Origin of the sequence: Isoptericola variabilis, assembly GCF_050311655.1 — a bacterium.
Taxonomy (GTDB): Bacteria; Actinomycetota; Actinomycetes; order Actinomycetales; family Cellulomonadaceae; genus Isoptericola; species Isoptericola variabilis.
This window is the reverse complement of the sequence record NZ_JBNOZM010000002.1, coordinates 23546-39334: the sequence shown is the minus strand read 5'-3', so window position 1 is coordinate 39334 and position 15789 is coordinate 23546. Positions and strand designations below refer to the sequence as shown.

At 73.4% G+C, this 15789-nt stretch carries 13 protein-coding genes; 2 read left to right on the top strand and 11 right to left on the bottom strand.

The features are described 5' to 3' along the window. Positions 1-20 precede the first annotated feature (20 nt). Both ACQP60_RS04620 and ACQP60_RS04615 read right to left on the bottom strand, forming a co-directional pair. Positions 21-2453 carry a glycoside hydrolase family 43 protein gene (locus tag ACQP60_RS04620; RefSeq protein ID WP_429728869.1) on the bottom strand — a complete coding sequence of 811 codons (2433 nt, stop codon included), beginning with the start codon at positions 2451-2453 and terminating at the stop codon, positions 21-23. 144 nt (positions 2454-2597) lie between these two features. After that, the gene (locus ACQP60_RS04615) at positions 2598-4562 is read right to left on the bottom strand and encodes a DUF2264 domain-containing protein (protein WP_429728867.1); all 1965 of its coding nucleotides are present in this window, start codon (positions 4560-4562) and stop codon (positions 2598-2600) included. 183 nt (positions 4563-4745) lie between these two features. Between ACQP60_RS04615 and ACQP60_RS04610 the strand changes: the two genes are divergently transcribed. Then, on the top strand, positions 4746-6749 hold the full coding sequence (locus ACQP60_RS04610; protein WP_429728865.1) for a heparinase II/III domain-containing protein: 2004 nt from the start codon (positions 4746-4748) through the stop codon (positions 6747-6749). A gap of 40 nt (positions 6750-6789) precedes the next feature. Beyond that, positions 6790-7896 carry a LacI family DNA-binding transcriptional regulator gene (locus tag ACQP60_RS04605; protein WP_429728863.1) on the top strand — a complete coding sequence of 369 codons (1107 nt, stop codon included), beginning with the start codon at positions 6790-6792 and terminating at the stop codon, positions 7894-7896. A gap of 145 nt (positions 7897-8041) precedes the next feature. Here the strand turns inward: ACQP60_RS04605 and ACQP60_RS04600 are convergent, their stop codons facing one another. From ACQP60_RS04600 to ACQP60_RS04560, 9 genes are all read right to left on the bottom strand, one after another. Next, positions 8042-8401, bottom strand: coding sequence for a metal-sulfur cluster assembly factor (locus ACQP60_RS04600; protein ID WP_429728862.1), 360 nt, complete (start codon positions 8399-8401; stop codon positions 8042-8044). A gap of 32 nt (positions 8402-8433) precedes the next feature. Continuing rightward, the gene (gene sufU / locus ACQP60_RS04595) at positions 8434-8913 is read right to left on the bottom strand and encodes a Fe-S cluster assembly sulfur transfer protein SufU (protein WP_429728860.1); all 480 of its coding nucleotides are present in this window, start codon (positions 8911-8913) and stop codon (positions 8434-8436) included. Between the two features lie 20 nt (positions 8914-8933). Further along, positions 8934-10232 (bottom strand): cysteine desulfurase, encoded by a 1299-nt coding sequence (locus ACQP60_RS04590; RefSeq protein ID WP_429728858.1) that lies wholly within the window; start codon positions 10230-10232, stop codon positions 8934-8936. A gap of 46 nt (positions 10233-10278) precedes the next feature. After that, a complete protein-coding gene (gene sufC, locus ACQP60_RS04585) occupies positions 10279-11046 on the bottom strand; it encodes a Fe-S cluster assembly ATPase SufC (protein ID WP_429728856.1) in 768 nt (255 codons plus the stop codon). 42 nt (positions 11047-11088) lie between these two features. Continuing rightward, complete coding sequence (locus ACQP60_RS04580; protein ID WP_380316062.1) at positions 11089-11436, bottom strand: non-heme iron oxygenase ferredoxin subunit; 348 nt, start codon at positions 11434-11436, stop codon at positions 11089-11091. Between the two features lie 7 nt (positions 11437-11443). Further along, positions 11444-12664, bottom strand: a complete 1221-nt coding sequence (sufD, locus tag ACQP60_RS04575) for a Fe-S cluster assembly protein SufD (RefSeq protein ID WP_429728854.1) — start codon at positions 12662-12664, stop codon at positions 11444-11446. A 1-nt stretch (position 12665) separates the two neighbouring features. Further along, complete coding sequence (gene sufB, locus ACQP60_RS04570) at positions 12666-14126, bottom strand: Fe-S cluster assembly protein SufB (RefSeq protein ID WP_429728852.1); 1461 nt, start codon at positions 14124-14126, stop codon at positions 12666-12668. Next, positions 14123-14899: a helix-turn-helix transcriptional regulator gene (locus ACQP60_RS04565; protein ID WP_429728850.1), complete on the bottom strand. Its 777-nt coding sequence runs from the start codon at positions 14897-14899 to the stop codon at positions 14123-14125. The genes sufB and ACQP60_RS04565 overlap by 4 nt, the downstream gene beginning before the upstream one ends. Before the next feature lie 172 nt (positions 14900-15071). Further along, on the bottom strand, positions 15072-15710 hold the full coding sequence (locus tag ACQP60_RS04560) for an HdeD family acid-resistance protein (RefSeq protein ID WP_429728849.1): 639 nt from the start codon (positions 15708-15710) through the stop codon (positions 15072-15074). Positions 15711-15789: the final 79 nt, after the last annotated feature.

The following is a 15789-nucleotide window of genomic DNA, read 5'->3' as shown; positions in this document are numbered from 1 at the left end:
CGCCGACCCCGGCCTCTGCGTCAGGCGCAGGTGCGCGCCGCGTACCCGGCGACGACGGCCGGACCGTCGCCGAGCGCGACGGCCACCCCGCCGGCGCCGAGGGCGCCGTCCCGCGTGCTCACGACCGCCTCCCCCGTCGCACCCGGCGCGACGCCTCGCACCGTGCGGTCGCCGAGCGCCGTCCGGACCCGGACGTCCCCCGTGCGGTCGGTCGCGTTGCGCGCGGACACGACGAGCTGCACGCGCCCCTGCCCGACGCACCGCGTCGTGACGGCCGGCTCGACCGTCGTCGGCGGCGCGTCGACCGTGAGCTCCGGGATCTTGAGGTAGGAGCCCGGGGTCGCGAAGGTGAGTCGCACGGCCGTGGCCCAGACCGGGTCGAGGGCGACCGCCGTCCGCGTGCCGTTCGCGCCCGGCGCCACGTCCTGCGCCGTCGTCGGGTGCCACGTGCCGTCGGCGTCGCGGTACTCGACCCCGAACCTCGCGATCGTGCCCTCGATGTTCGTGAAGGCCACCTGGTCGACGACGTGCGGGACGGCCGGCTCCACGGTGAAGGTGACCTCGTCCTTCGTCGAGCCGCTCGCCCACGTGGACCACGAGGTCGACGCCCTGCCGTCGCAGGCGCTCTGGGCGGGCATCGTCTCCCAGTCGGTCTGGTGGAAGCTCGCCGAGACGGTCGTGCCGTCCGCACCGCACAGCTCGACCACGCCCTCCTGCCACACCTCGATCGTGCGGGTGAAGGCCCGGCCCGCCGCGAACCGCTCGTCGGCCGCGAGCGTGCCGGTGATCGTGTGCTCGCCCCGCGTGTCGAACGACGTCGCGTCCCAGGACACCGCGACCTGGGTGGTCTCCCCGTCCACCTCGACCGGGACGGTCTGCGGCAGAGCGTCCGCGAAGTCCTCGCCCGGGCCCACCCGGTCCGGGAGGCCGTCGTCGACCACCGACCAGACCCCGTCGCCCAGGCCACGGTCGTCCCACCAGCTCGCGTCCCAGCCCTCGCCCCAGCGCTCCGGGTCCTCCGTCGCCGGGTTGCGCAGCTCGGCGCGACCGTTCTCGCCGATCGTGATCGGGAGCCACACGTACGTCGAGTCCGCGGCGCCGGAGTTCCAGCGGTCGCCCATGTAGACGAACCTGCCCCCGCCGAGGTCGAGCACGTTCGTCGACTGCGAGCCGAACGTGGACCGGCGCGTGTCACCGACCGACAGCAGGCCGTCACCGCCCTCGGGGATCGAGCCGTACGGGACGTCCTCGTCCTCGTCGTCGGGCTCGACGCCGCGGATCCACGGCCCGAGCAGGCTGTCGGCCGTGTAGTAGGTCTGCGGGTTCGGGTCCCAGCCCGTCGCACCCGACGCGACGGCGTAGTACGTGCCGCCGTGCTCGAAGAGCGCGGGCGCCTCGAGCATCCCGCACTCCTTGACGATCTGGAAGTCCTCGCCGCGCACCGGCGCCTCGGGCGAGCCGTCCGCGAACAGGTACGGGTAGCGGCCGTCCTCGGAGTACTGGCCGGCGTCCACCATGTCCGTGCCCGTGGTGTGGGTGACGTTCGTGTACGTGTCGTCCAGCTCGGCCACGTAGAGCGACCGGTTCTCCTCCGAGGAGTAGACGATGTACGCCGTGCCGTCGTCGTCCTGGAAGACGGTCATGTCGCGCGCCTGTCCCGGCACGGCGGCCGAGATGCAGTCCTGGTAGTTGGTCCGGTTGGGCATGCGGTACACGCCCGTCATGCGGAACGGGCCGGTCGGGCTGTCCGACACCGCCACGCCCGCCATCGAGCGGGCGTACATGCTGCCGCCGGCCGTCGTCTGGCCGTCGGAGTGCCACCACAGCACCCACTGACCGGTCTTCTCGTTGTGCAGCACCTTGGGCCGCTCGAAGATCGTGGTGCGGTCGGCCGCCTCGTTCGTGTCGAGGTGGTAGTCCAGCTCCGCGATCCGGTCGGCGCGCGGCTGCCCGGCGTCGTCCACGGTGTCGTAGAGAGCGTCGAAGTACTCCGACTCCAGCTCCGACGGGTCGGACACGGACCGCAGGACGACGCCCTCGTCCGTCCAGCTCTTGGTGTCGTACGACTTGTAGGCGTGCACCCCGGGGCTGCCGTAGTAGCCGTTGCTGCGGTCCTCGCCGTACCAGTAGTAGACGGTGCGGCCGTCCTCCTCGGACGTGACCACCTGGCCACCGTGGGCCTGGATGTGCTCGCCGTCGGCGTCGGGCCACGGCGGCGTGAAGTAGTCGTCCGCTCCGACGCCCGGGTCGAGGACGGCCGGGTAGCCGATGGACCCGGCCGCGCCGACGGCCGTGCCGGACGTGCCGTCGGAGGTGCTGCCGGTGGGGTCGTCGGTCGCGGCGCCGGCCGTGGCCTGCAGTCCGACCAGTGCGAGGGCGAGGCAGACGCCGCCGGCGGCGGCCCGGCGCGCGGGAGGCGGCGCCAGACCGCGGTCGTCACGGGGATGGGGCATGTCGTTCTCCTTCGTCGTCGAAGCGAGAGGTGCATGGCGGGCGACCGTCGCCGATCGCCCGCCACGCAGGCTGGCACGGAGCAATGTTTACGTCAACATCCAGCCCGCGCGCCGTTTCGCTTCTGCACGTTTCGGGGTGGGCCGTCAGGGCAGGCGCACGGTGGTGCGCGCGCCGTCGGGCCAGACGGCGACGAGAGCGGCACCGTCGATCGTCACGGCCGCGCCCCGAGCCGGGGCGTCGCCGGTGGCGACGACGCCGCGCAGGGTGACGAGGCAGGCCGCCCAGACGCCCGGCGTCGCGGGGAGGTCGACCCACGGGACGCGGCCGTGATCGCCGAGGGGGCTGACGTCGTCGCGCACCGTCTCCCCGGGGGTACCGTCCCCCAGCACGGCCTCGACCCGGGACGTCAGGCCGTCACCCGCGACGGTCGGCCAGCCGGAGACGCGCAGCCGGAGGGCCGCGACGTCCTCGCCGTCGGACCGGCCACCCGCGAGCGCGTCGACGCGGACGGCACGCAGCTCCCACGGGCCGCGGACGACGGAGACGACCGTCAGGACGCCCGCGTCGACGGCGTCTCCGGTCGCACCGGACCCGTGGCCCTGCTGGTCCTCCGCGGGGAGCATCCAGTGCGCCGCGACGCGTGACGCCGCCACCGCCGCCACCGCCTCGCCGGCGGCGGGCTCGACGACGCGCACCTCGAGGATGGTCATCCCGGTGCGGTGCGTGGTCCGCCCGCTCGCGTCGACGAGGCCGACCGACTGGTCGACGGGCGAGAGCCAGCTGTCGTCGTCGAGCCACGGGCAGGTCGCGGTGGAGTAGCCGAGCCGTGCGTACAGGGGCGAGTCGCCGGTGCGGTCACCCTCGCGGGCGTGGTCGGTGCCGTGGTTGACCACCCGGACGACGCCGTCGGCGCGGGTGCCGCTGACCACCCAGCCGGGCGCGCGGACGACGCGCAGCACATCGCCACGCTCGACCGGCAGCGGCTCCTCCGGCGCGGTCCACGCCGGGTGGTCGGCGGACAGCGCGAGGCCGAGCAGCCCCTTGCTCGCCCAGTACGGCGACCCCGGGCCGGAGTACGACTGCGCGAGGCGCGGCCAGGCGTGGTGCCAGCCGAGCGTGAGCAGTCCGTCGTCGTCCGGGGCGCCGCGGTCGACGAAGTGCCCTACGACGGCGGACGCCGCGCGGCGCAGCAGGCCCGGGGGCAGTGACGGCACCTCCGCGATGGCACCCACCCAGAACGGCGCCGCCGCGGCGAACCGGTACGTGAGCGACCGCCCCTGCACCAGCGGCGACCCGTCGCCACCCACGAGCGTCACGGCGTCCTGCAGGTACCGGTCGAGCAGCGCGGTGTCGCGCTCGCGGCGGGACGCGGCGAGGTCCGCGGCCCCCGCCATCCGCGCCCACAGGGTCGGGTACAGGTGCAGCGCCCAGCCGGCGTAGTGGTCGTAGGCGCGCTCGGCGCCGTCGGACATCCAGCCGTCGGCGCGCTCGAAGGAGTCGTGCGTCGCCAGGTCCGCGGCCATCTCGTCCAGGGAGTGCGGGCCGCCGACCGAACGCAGGAACGTCTGCACCACCAGCCGAAACCAGACCCAGTTGATCCGCGGGTAGGTGTCGTCGCCGACCGCCTCGGCCAGGTACTCCACGACCCGTTCCTGGACGGCCGGGTCGAGCCGGTCCCAGATCCAGGGCCGGGTCAGGTCCAGGACCAGCGCGATCGACGCCGCCTCCACCTTGGCCTGCCCGTGCTCGGACAGCCGTACCCAGCGCTCGGGATGGCGGGGGTCGGTGCCGGCCGCGAGGCCCTCGGCGTACCGCTCGGCGTACCCGTGCGGGTCGGCGCCGCGCTCCCCCGCCAGCCGGAACCCCGCGAGCAGGAAGGTACGTGCGAAGCCCTCGAGACCGTCCACGGCGCGGCCGTAGCCGCCCTCCGCCCCGGGGAGCGTGACGAGCGACCCGCCCGGCGAGGCGTACCGCCGCACCGCGGCGAGCATCGTGTCCGCGAGCGCCGCCCAGCGGCCACGGTCCCCGCCGGAGAGCCGGCTGCCGACGCGGGCGCCGGTCTGCCGCGCGCTGCCGCCCTCTCCTCGGGGCGCACCTGCGAGATCCATCGTGCCCTTTCTCGTCGAGCGTCCGACCGCCGTCTTGGCGATCACGCTCGATCCCGGCGATCGAACAGGAACAGAGTCAAGCGTTCAGAATCTCGCCACGTCAAGGGCGTTGCTGTACTCTCATGTTCGCTTTCGTTCGTTTGCTTCTCGCCCCTCCCAGACCCCTCCCGAGACGAGGACGTCGTGGACACCCCGCCGGACCGCTTCTCCGGGCCGCTCGCCGCGTCCCTCCCCCTGCCGCCGCCCGGCGCCGAGCGCGCGGCAGCGCTGGGGGCGCTGCTGCTCCCGGCCGACGCGGCACTCCCCATCCCGACCGCCGTCGAGCGTGACCGGTGGGACCCCGCCCACGGGTCGGTCGACGCGGGCACGGCCGCCGCCGTCGTCGGCCGCGCCCGGGCCGACCTCGACGCGCCGTGGCCCCTCCCGCTCGCGAGCACCGCGGCCCGCGTGCACCGCGACGGCGACCGCGACACCCACGAGCAGCTCGTCTACGGGCGTGAGCGGCGCCTGTCCCGCGCGGCCGTCGCCGCCGCGGTCTCGCTCGGCGCCCCGGGTGCCGAGCGCTGGCTCGACGAGGTGGCGGACGGCGTCTGGCTGCTGTGCGAGCAGAGCTCCTGGTGCTGGCCCGCCCACGACGACTCCCGGGCCCGGCACGGGTCGGTGCTGCCGACGGTCACCGACCCGTACCTCGACCTCGGTGCCGGCGAGGTGGTCGGGCAGCTCGCCTGGGTGGACCACCTCCTCGGGCCCGCGCTGGACGCGCGCTACCCGGGCCTGCGCACCCGGGTGCGGCACGAGGCGCGCACGCGCGTCGTCGAGCCGTTCCTGCGCCGCCGCGACTGGCACTGGCTGGGGCTGGACGGCGACGTGCACAACTGGAATCCGTGGATCCACGGGAACGTCCTCGTCGCGGCCCTGCGCCTGCTCGACGACGAGCACGAGGCCGCGGAGCGCGCCCACGTCGTCGAGCTGGTGCTGCAGGGCCTGGACCGCTACGTCGCGTGCCTGCCCGACGACGGCGCGATCGACGAGGGGTACGCCTACTGGTGGAACGGCGCCTGCCGCGCGCTCGAGGCCCTCGACCTGCTGGCGCACGCCACCGGCGGCGCCGTCGACGCCCTCGACCCCGCACGGTCGCCCGCCGCGCTGCGCGGGACGGTCGCGTTCCCGCACCGGATGCACCTGGGCGGGGCGTGGTACGTCAACCTCGCCGACGGCCAGGCCCGCCCGCACCTGACGCCGCCCTGGCGCGCCCTGCACCGCGCGGCGCTCCGCACGGGTGACCCCGACGCCGCCGCCCACGCCGTCGCGCACCGCGTGCCGGGGGCGGGTGCCGAGGAGCAGCAGGGTCTCGGACGGCTGCTGCGCGCCCTCACCGACCGCGAGTGGCAGGCGGCGCCCGACGCGCTCCCGCCGCTGCCCGCCGAGACCTGGCTCGGCTCCACCGAGGTGCTCGTGGCGCGCGAGCGCACGGGCGACGCGGCCGGGCTGGCCCTCGCCGTCAAGGGCGGGCACAACGCCGAGGCGCACAACCACAACGACGTCGGGTCCGTCGTCGTCGCCTCCGACGGCGTGCCCGTCGTGGTCGACGCGGGTCGTCCCACGTACACCGCCCGGACGTTCGGCCCCGACCGGTACCGGATCTGGACCATGCAGTCGTCGTGGCACTCGGTGCCCGAGATCGCCGGGACCCCGCAGGCCGTGGGCGCCGACGCGCGGGCGCGCGACGTCCACCCCACCCGCTCCGGCGCGGACGCGGCGGCACCGTCCGGTGTGACGATGGACCTCGCCGCCGCCTACCCGGTGCCAGGGCTGCGGTCCTGGCGGCGCTCGGCGCGCCTCGAGCGCGGACCCGACGCCCGTGTCGTGGTCTCGGACGCCTGGGACCTCGACGACGGGCACGACGACGGGCACGACGCCGCCGCGACCACCGTCCGCTTCCTCCTCGCCGGCGAGGTCTCGCTGACGCCGGGACGCGCCGTCGTCGTCCCGCTCGACGGCGCCCCTCCCCTGCACCTGACGTGGCCGCCCGAGGTCCCGGCCGCGCTCGTGGACCGCCCCCTCGACGACCCCGTGCTGACCGAGGTGTGGGGCGACCGTCTCACCCGCCTGGACCTCGACGTCACCCGCCGCCGCGACCTGGAGGTCGTCGTCGCGAGGGACGTCGACGCGGAGAGGACAGGATGACCGGGCGGCGGCCCGTCGCCCGCGGGAGCGAGGAGGACCAGTGACCACCGAACCGGAGCGGCGTGCGCCGCTGCCCGCCGAGCGTCGCGCCCACCTGCTGGACGCCCTCGACCGCGAAGGCGTCGTGCGCGTCGCCGACGTGTCGCGAGCCCTCGGCGTGACGGCCGTGACCGTCCGGCGCGACATCACCCGGCTCGAGCGGGAGGGCCGCCTCGTGCGCGTGCACGGCGGTGCGGTGCCCGTCACGACGGCGGGGCGCGACGGCGCCTCGCCCGCCCCTCCGCCGACGGCGCAGGCGATCGGGGTGCTCGTGCCCTCGCTGGACTACTACTGGCCCGGGGTGGTGCGCGGCCTGGAGGCCGAGGCCCGGGAGCACGGGCTGCGCGTGGTGCTGCGCGGGTCGTCGTACGAGACGTCGGACGAGCGGCCCGCCCTGCAGCGGCTGGCCGAGACCGACGGCGTCAGCGGGCTCGTCGTCGCCCCGCGGACCGACGGCACCCGCGGGGCCGACGTCGCCCTGTGGCTGCGGGACTCCGGCATGCCGCACGTGCTCGTCGAGCGCGAGGCGGCGCTGGCGCCCTATCGCGAGGCGCTCGAGTCCGTCGTCTCGGACCATGCCCTCGGCGCCCTCATGGCCGTGCACCACCTGGCCGAGCTGGGGCACCGCCGCGTGGGGCTCGTGCTGTCCCGCGAGTCGCCGACGTCGCGCAAGATCGCCGCGGGCTGGCGCGCCGCCTGCACCGAGCTCGGCCTGTCGACCGAGGAGCACTTCGAGCGGCTCGCGCCCGGCCGCCGCAACCCCGATTTCCCGGGCGTCGTGACGGAGGTCGTCGACACCGCGGTCGCGTCGGGAACGACGGCGCTGCTAGTGCACTCGGACCCCGAGGCCTCGGCCGTCGTGCAGGAGGCGATGGACCGCGGCCTCCGTGTCCCCGGCGATCTGTCCGTCCTGTCGTACGACGACGAGGTCGCCGGCCTCTTCAGCCCGGCCCTCACCGCCGTGCGGCCGCCGCGCGCCGCCGTCGGCCACGCCGCCGTCGACCTGCTCGTCAAGCGGCTCGCCGACCCCGACCGGCCCGTCCACCGCGTGGCGATCAGCCCACGTCTGGTCGTGCGCGAGTCGACGGGGCCGGTGCGGACGAGCTAGTCCGGGGCGCCCCCCCTACGAGGCCCGTGACGAGCTCGTCGGCGACAAGATCAGGAACGGTCGGGGCCGTGTCTCGCCCGAGACCATGAAGGTCCCGCCCTCGAGGAGGACGGGACCTTCGCTGGACGTGCCGCTTCTGATCTGGTCAGACGTTGAACCCCAGCATCCGCAGCTGCTCGCGGCCCTCGTCGGTGATCTTCTCCGGGCCCCACGGCGGCATCCAGACCCAGTTGATGCGGAAGCCGTCGACGAGCCCCTCGAGCGCGGTGCCGGCCTGGTCCTCGATGACGTCGGTCAGCGGGCAGGCCGCGGACGTGAGCGTCATGTCGATGGTGGACATGTTGTTCTGGTCCACCTGGATGCCGTAGACGAGGCCCAGGTCGACGACGTTGATGCCCAGCTCGGGGTCGATGACGTCGCGCAGCGCCTCCTCGACGTCGGCGGCCGTGGTGGGCGTCGGCGCCGCGGCGGGCGGTGCGGCCGCGTCGGTCGTGTTCTCGGTCATCGTCTCCTCCGGTGTCCGGGTGTCCCGGGTCGTCATCCTGCCAGCGCGCCGCTGCGCGCCAGCGAGTCCTTGAGCGCCGCCCAGCCGAGCAGCGCGCACTTGATGCGGGCGGGGTACTGCGAGACGCCGGTGAACGCGCTCGCGTCGCCGAGGGCGTCCAGCGCGTCCTCGTCGTCCAGGCCCTTGCCCCGCGAGGCCATGAGGTCGTGGAAGACGGCGTCCAGGCGGGCGACGTCGGCCAGGTCGTGCCCGGTGACGAGCTCCGTCATCACGGAGGCGGAGGCCTGCGAGATGGAGCACCCCTGCCCCTCCCAGGACACCCCGGCCACGGTAGCCCCGGCTCCGTCGCCCTGGACGTCCACGCGCAGCGTGATCTCGTCGCCGCAGGTCGGGTTGACCTGGTGCGACTCCCCCGACCGGTGGTCGTCAGGTGCCTCGACCAGGCCACGCCCGTGCGGGCGCTTCGCGTGGTCCAGGATCACCTGCTGGTACATCTGCTCGAGCGAGCTCACTGCTGTCCTCTCCGCCGACGTCAGTCCACACCGAAGAACGCGCGCACGCCCGCCAATGCTTCCCGGAACGCCGCGATCTCCTCGGTTGTGGTGTACACGGAGGCCGACGCGCGCGCGGTCGCGGCCACGCCGAAACGGCGGTGCAGCGGCTGCGCGCAGTGGTGCCCCACGCGGACGGCGATGCCCTGGTCGTCGAGCACCTGCCCGACGTCGTGCGCGTGCACGCCGTCGACGACGAACGACACGACGGCGAGGCGGTCGCGCGCGTCGGCCGGGCCGACGATCCTGACGCCGGGGATCTCGTCGATGCGCACCAGCTCCGCCGCGAGCTCCCGCTCGTGCGCGGCCACGCGGTCCATGCCCAGCTCGTCCAGCCACTGCGCGGCGACGCCCATGCCGACGGCCTGGGCGACCATCTGCGTGCCGGCCTCGAACCGCTGCGGCGGCGGTGCGTACGTGGTCTCGGCCATGGTGACGACCTCGACCATCGACCCGCCGGTGGTCACGGGCGGCATGGCCTCGAGCAGCTCGCGCCGCCCGTACAGCGCGCCCACGCCGGTGGGGCCGAGCATCTTGTGCGCGCTGAACGCCGCGAGGTCGACGTCGAGGGCGTGCAGGTCCACGGGCAGGTGTGGCACGGACTGGCACGCGTCCAGCACCGTGAGCGCCCCGACCCGCTTCGCCGCCGCGACCAGCTCGGCCACGGGGGCGATCGCGCCCGTCACGTTCGACACGTGGCCGAACGCCACCACGCGGGTGCGCTCGGTGACCACGCCCGCGACGTCGGACAGGTCGATCCGCCCGTCGTCGTCGACCCCGAACCAGCGCAGGACGGCGCCCGTGCGGGCGCACAGCTCCTGCCACGGCACGAGGTTGGCGTGGTGCTCCGCCTCGGTGACGACGATCTCGTCGCCCGGCGCCAGGCGGAACCGTTCGGCGGCCGCTCCCCCGCGCCCGGCCGTCGCGTTGGAGAACGCGTAGGCCACGAGGTTGATCGCCGCCGTCGCCCCGGAGGTCCAGACGATCTCGTCGGCGTCCGCCCCGACGAAGGACGCCACGGCCGACCGGGCGTCCTCGAACGCCTCGGTCGCCTCCTCCGCGAGCTGGTGTGCGCCGCGGTGCACGGCGGCGTTGCGCTGCTCGTAGAAGTCGACCTCGGCCTCGAGCACCACGTTCGGCTTCTGCGACGTCGCGGCCGAGTCCAGGTAGACGAGCGGCCGACCGCCCCGCACCGTGCGCCCGAGCAGCGGGAAGTCCGCCCGCACGGCCGCGAGCTCCGCCGCGGTGAGCGGCGGGCGCACGGTGTCGGTGGTGGTCATGCTGTCCTCCTGGTGACGGCTCCTGGTCGAGTGCTCGACGAGGAGGTCAGGCCATCGTCGCGCCGGTGCCGACGTACTTGTCGTAGCCGTTCTCCTCGAGCTGCTCCGCGAGCTCGGGGCCGCCCTCCTCGGCGATCTTGCCGTCGACGAAGACGTGCACGAAGTCCGGCTTGATGTAGCGCAGGATGCGCGTGTAGTGCGTGATGAGCAGCACGCCGACGTCGGTGTTCGCCTTGGCGCGGTTCACGCCCTCGGACACGACGCGCAGCGCGTCGACGTCGAGGCCGGAGTCGGTCTCGTCGAGGATCGCGAAGTGCGGCTTGAAGAGCTCCATCTGCAGGATCTCGTGGCGCTTCTTCTCACCGCCGGAGAAGCCCTCGTTGACGGAGCGCTCGGCGAAGGTCGAGTCGATGCGGAGGTTCTCCATCGCACCCTTGACCTCCTTGCCCCACGTGCGCAGGGCGGGCGCCTCGCCGTCGATGGCGGTCTTGGCGGTGCGCAGGAAGTTCGCCACGGACACGCCGGGCACCTCGACCGGGTACTGCATGGCGAGGAAGAGGCCGGCGCGGGCGCGCTCGTCGACGGTCATCGCGAGGAGGTCCTCGCCGTCGAGCGTGACGGTGCCCGAGGTCACCGTGTACTTCGGGTGGCCGGCGAGGGCCGAGGCGAGGGTCGACTTGCCGGAGCCGTTCGGCCCCATGATGGCGTGCGTCTCGCCCGAGTTGATGGTGAGGTCGACGCCGCGCAGGATCGGCTTGGCGCCTTCCTTGGTCTCGACGCTGACGTGCAGGTCGCGGATCTCCAGGGTGGGCATGCTTCGAGTCTCCAGGTCTGAGTTGCGAAAGTCTGAGGCAGGTCAGGACGCGACGGCGAGCCGCTCGTCGACGTCCACGAGGATGCGGTCGCCGTCCACGGTCACCGGGTACACCGGCACGGGCTGCGTCGCGGGGAGCTGGACCGGCTTGCCGGTGCGCAGGTCGAACTGCGAGCCGTGCAGCCAGCACTCGACCAGGCAGCCCTCGACCTCCCCGTCGGACAGGGAGACCTGTCCGTGCGAGCAGATGTCCGAGAGGGCGTGCCAGCCGCCGTCGGCGTCGCGCACGACGGCGACCGGGACAGGGGCCCCGTCCGCGCCGTCGAGCTCCACGAGCATGGCCTCCTCGGGGGCGAGGTCGTCGGCCATGCAGGCCAGCTGAGAGGTCATCGCCGCGTCACTCCGCGACGCCGGTGATGGCGCTCATCGACTTCTCCAGCTCCGCCTCGATCGAGGCGAGCAGGCGCTCCTCGACCGACGGGACGCCGATCTCGTCGATCAGCTCCGCGAAGAAGCCGCGCACGACGAGACGACGCGCGTCGACCTCGGGGATGCCGCGGGCCATGAGGTAGAAGAGCTGCTCGTCGTCGAACCGGCCGGTCGCCGACGCGTGCCCCGCGCCCTCGATCTCGCCCGTCTCGATCTCCAGGTTCGGCACCGAGTCGGCGCGGGCGCCGTCGGTGAGGACCAGGTTGCGGTTGAGCTCGTACGTGTCGGTGCCCTCGGCCTCGGCCTGGATCAGCACGTCGCCGACCCACACCACGTGGGCGCCGGCGCCCTGCAGGGCGCCCTTGTAGGTGACGCGCGACTTGCAGCGCGGCACGGCGTGGTCCACGAACAGGCGGTGCTCCTGGTGCTGGTCCGCGTCTGCGAAGTACAGGCCGACCATCTCGACCTCGCCGCCCTCGCCGGTGAACGTGGCGTCCGGCGTGATGCGTACGACGTCGCCGCCGAAGGTCACGACGACGTGCTTGAGCTTGGCGTCGCGACCAATGCGGGCGCGGTGGCTGGAGGCGTGCACGGCGCCGTCGGCCCAGTCCTGGACGCTGACGACGGTGAGGTGCGCGCCCTCGTCGACGACGATCTCGACCGTCTGGTTGAGGGTTGCGTCACCGCGGTGGTCGATGACGACGACGCCCTCGGCGTGGTGCTCGGCGTGCACCAGCAGGTGCTGCGCCGTGAGGTCCTTCGTCGCGCCCTCGACCCGGATCGAGGTGACGTCGCTGGCGACGGCCTCGGCGGGGAGCGTGACGACCGTGGCCTCGGCGGCCGCGTTCCACGCGGTGACGGCGGTGCGGTCGCCCGGCTTGCCGGTCGTGCCCAGGCGCGGGTCGCCCTTGGCGACGATCTCGACCTTGGCCTCGGGGGCCTCGACGACCGTCGTCAGGACGCCGCCGGCGCCCTGCTCCTCGCCGAACAGCGGCTGGAGCCGCGCCACGGGCGAGAAGCGCCACTCCTCCTCGCGCCCGGTGGGCACGGGGATGTCGGCGAGGTCGAACGACGTCTTGCGCTCGGCGCGCGAGCCCGCCGGGACGACGCCCGGCTGGATCGAGTGGGAATGCGCGCCGTCGGCCACGGCGCGGGAGTGATCCGTGGACAGATCAGTGGTAGCAGTCATTTCAGCCGACGGACCCTTCCATCTGCAGCTCGATGAGGCGGTTGAGCTCGAGCGCGTACTCCATGGGCAGCTCGCGCGCGATGGGCTCGACGAACCCGCGCACGATCATGGCCATCGCCTCGGTCTCCTCCATGCCTCGGGACATGAGGTAGAACAGCTGGTCCTCGCTCACCCGCGAGACCGTCGCCTCGTGCCCCATGGACACGTCGTCCTCGCGGACGTCGACGTACGGGTAGGTGTCGGACCGGGAGATCTGGTCGACGAGCAGCGCGTCGCACAGCACGGTCGACGCGGAGTGCTTGGCGCCCTCGAGCACCTGCACCAGGCCGCGGTACGACGTGCGGCCGCCGCCGCGGGCGACGGACTTCGACACGATCGACGACGACGTGCGCGGCGCGGCATGCACCATCTTGCAGCCGGCGTCCTGGTGCTGGCCCTCGCCGGCGAAGGCGATGGACAGCGTCTCGCCGCGCGCGTGCTCGCCCAGCAGGTAGATCGCCGGGTACTTCATCGTCACCTTGGAGCCGATGTTGCCGTCGACCCACTCCATGGTGGCGCCCTCGGCGGCCGTGGCGCGCTTGGTCACCAGGTTGTACACGTTGTTCGACCAGTTCTGGATGGTCGTGTAGCGCACGCGGGCGTTCTTCTTCACGACGATCTCGACGACCGCGGAGTGCAGCGAGTCGCTCGAGTAGATCGGCGCGGTGCAGCCCTCGACGTAGTGCACGTAGGAGCCCTCGTCCGCGATGATCAGCGTCCGCTCGAACTGGCCCATGTTCTCCGTGTTGATGCGGAAGTAGGCCTGCAGCGGGATCTCGACGTGCACGCCCGGCGGCACGTAGACGAACGAGCCGCCCGACCAGACGGCCGAGTTCAGCGCGGCGAACTTGTTGTCACCGGCGGGGATGACGGTGCCGAAGTACTCCTGGAACAGCTCCGGGTAGTCGCGCAGGCCCGTGTCCGTGTCCACGAAGATGACGCCCTGGGCCTCGAGGTCCTCGCGGATCTGGTGGTAGACGACCTCGGACTCGTACTGGGCGGCGACGCCGGCCACGAGGCGCTGCTTCTCCGCCTCCGGGATGCCGAGCTTGTCGTAGGTGGCGCGGATGTCCTCGGGCAGGTCCTCCCAGCTGGCGGCCTGCTTCTCCGTGGAGCGCACGAAGTACTTGATCCGGTCGAAGTCGATGCCGCTGAGGTCGGCGCCCCAGTTCGGCATGGGCTTCTTGTCGAACAGGCGCAGCGCCTTGAGGCGCGCCTTGCGCATCCACTCGGGCTCGTCCTTCAGCTCCGAGATGTTCTTGACGACGTCCTCGTTGAGGCCGCGCTTCGCGGCCTCGCCCGCGGCGTCGCTGTCGCGCCAGCCGTACTCGTACGCACCGATCGAGGCGATGATCTCGTCATCGGACCGCTTCTCGGTGCTCTCCGCTGCCGCCTGGGCGGCGTCCTGGGTGGGAGCGCTCATCGTGTTCCTTCCTGCGTGCCGCGGGTGCGGTGGGCCGGGGTGGGGAGGTTCTGGGGAGTGACGACCGGGACGTTCGTGACGCACGCGTGCGCGCCGCCCGCGATCGTGGCCAGGCGCTGGACATGGGTGCCGAGCAGCTCCGAGAACGCGCGGGCCTCGGCCTCGCACAGCTCGGTGAACTCCTCGGCGACGTGCTGCACCGGGCAGTGGCCCTGGCACAGCTGGACGGTGGGCAGCAGCGGGCCGCTCACGGGGCGGACCGAGGCGGCGTAGCCGTCCGCCGACAGCAGGTCGGCGAGCTGGGCCGCGCGCTCCTGCGGGTCCGTGGCGGTGAGGCGCGGCGCGTACCGCGCGACGACGGCGTCGTAGCGGTCGGCGGCGAACCGCGCCACGGCGTCCGTGCCGCCCGTCTCGCGCAGGTAGCGCATGACCTGCGCCGCGAGCTCGGAGTAACCGCCCGCGAGGTCCGACTGACCGCGCGCGCTCACGACGTAGCGGCGGGCGGGGCGGCCGCGGCGGCCCGACGACGGACCGGCGTCGTGCACCGCGATCGTGCCGTCCTCCTCGAGACAGGCGAGGTGGCGACGGACTGCGGCCGAGGTGAGGCCGAGCCGGTCGGCGAGCTCGCCGGCGGTCACCGGACCCTCGCCGGCGACGAGCTCCAGGACGCGGCGGCGGGTGGTGCCGTCGGCCTCGGGCGCGCCGTCGAGGATCACCGGGACGCCGACGGGGGCGCGGCGCGCGGACGTGCGGTCGGTCGTGCTCGTCGGCATGCGCTCACCCCCTACGGTTCGTGGACCACCGGGGAGGCCTCAGGAGCAGACCTCGACCTCCGGCGACGACGTCGATATAGGGAACATCCTTGTTGCGTAATCCAGGATGTCAAGCAAGGCAAGCCTCACCGGGGCCCTCCGGGGCCATGTCACGTGGCCGGTGTCGCGAACGTCACTCGTCGGCGACGATCCGCCCCTCGATGACCTCGCCCGGGCGGCCACCCTGTCCCCCGCCGGGGCCCTGCTGCCCGAGCTGGCGGAGCTTGACGCCGAGCACGATCATCACGATCCCGATCACCACCGCGAGCACACCGATCACGATGGACAGGCCCACGATGGCGCTGCTCGGGTTGACGAAGCACACGACGGCGAGCGCGACCAACAGCAGGCCCACGACGAGGTTCCACACCCAGGACGCGCCGCCGCGACGGCGCATGGTCGGGACCACGAACAGCTGCAGCAGGCCCACCAGCAACGCCCAGATCGCGATGAGCACCAGCACGAACCCGAGGAAGAAGTTCGGGATGAAGACCATCAGGGCGCCGACCACCAGCGAGACGATGCCGATGCCGGTGTTGACGGAGCCCGCCGACGTCCCTCGCCGCCGGATCCCGTCCACGATGCTCACCAGGCCGTCGACGAGCACGAACACCCCGAAGACCTGCACGAGAAGGCCGGGAGTCTTTTCCGGCAGAAAGATCGCCAGCAGCCCGAACAGCAGCGCGAGCACGCCCCGCACCACCGGCCAGTACCAGAGCCGCCGCGCGAGTGCGGCGACGTCCTGAGGCGGTGTGAACGCGTAGAAGGTCATGTCCGTCGTGCTCCTCGAGTCGTACGAGCGTGCGCCGCCCGGCCGGGCGACGTCCGTAGAATCTTCCGGTGCCCACCTC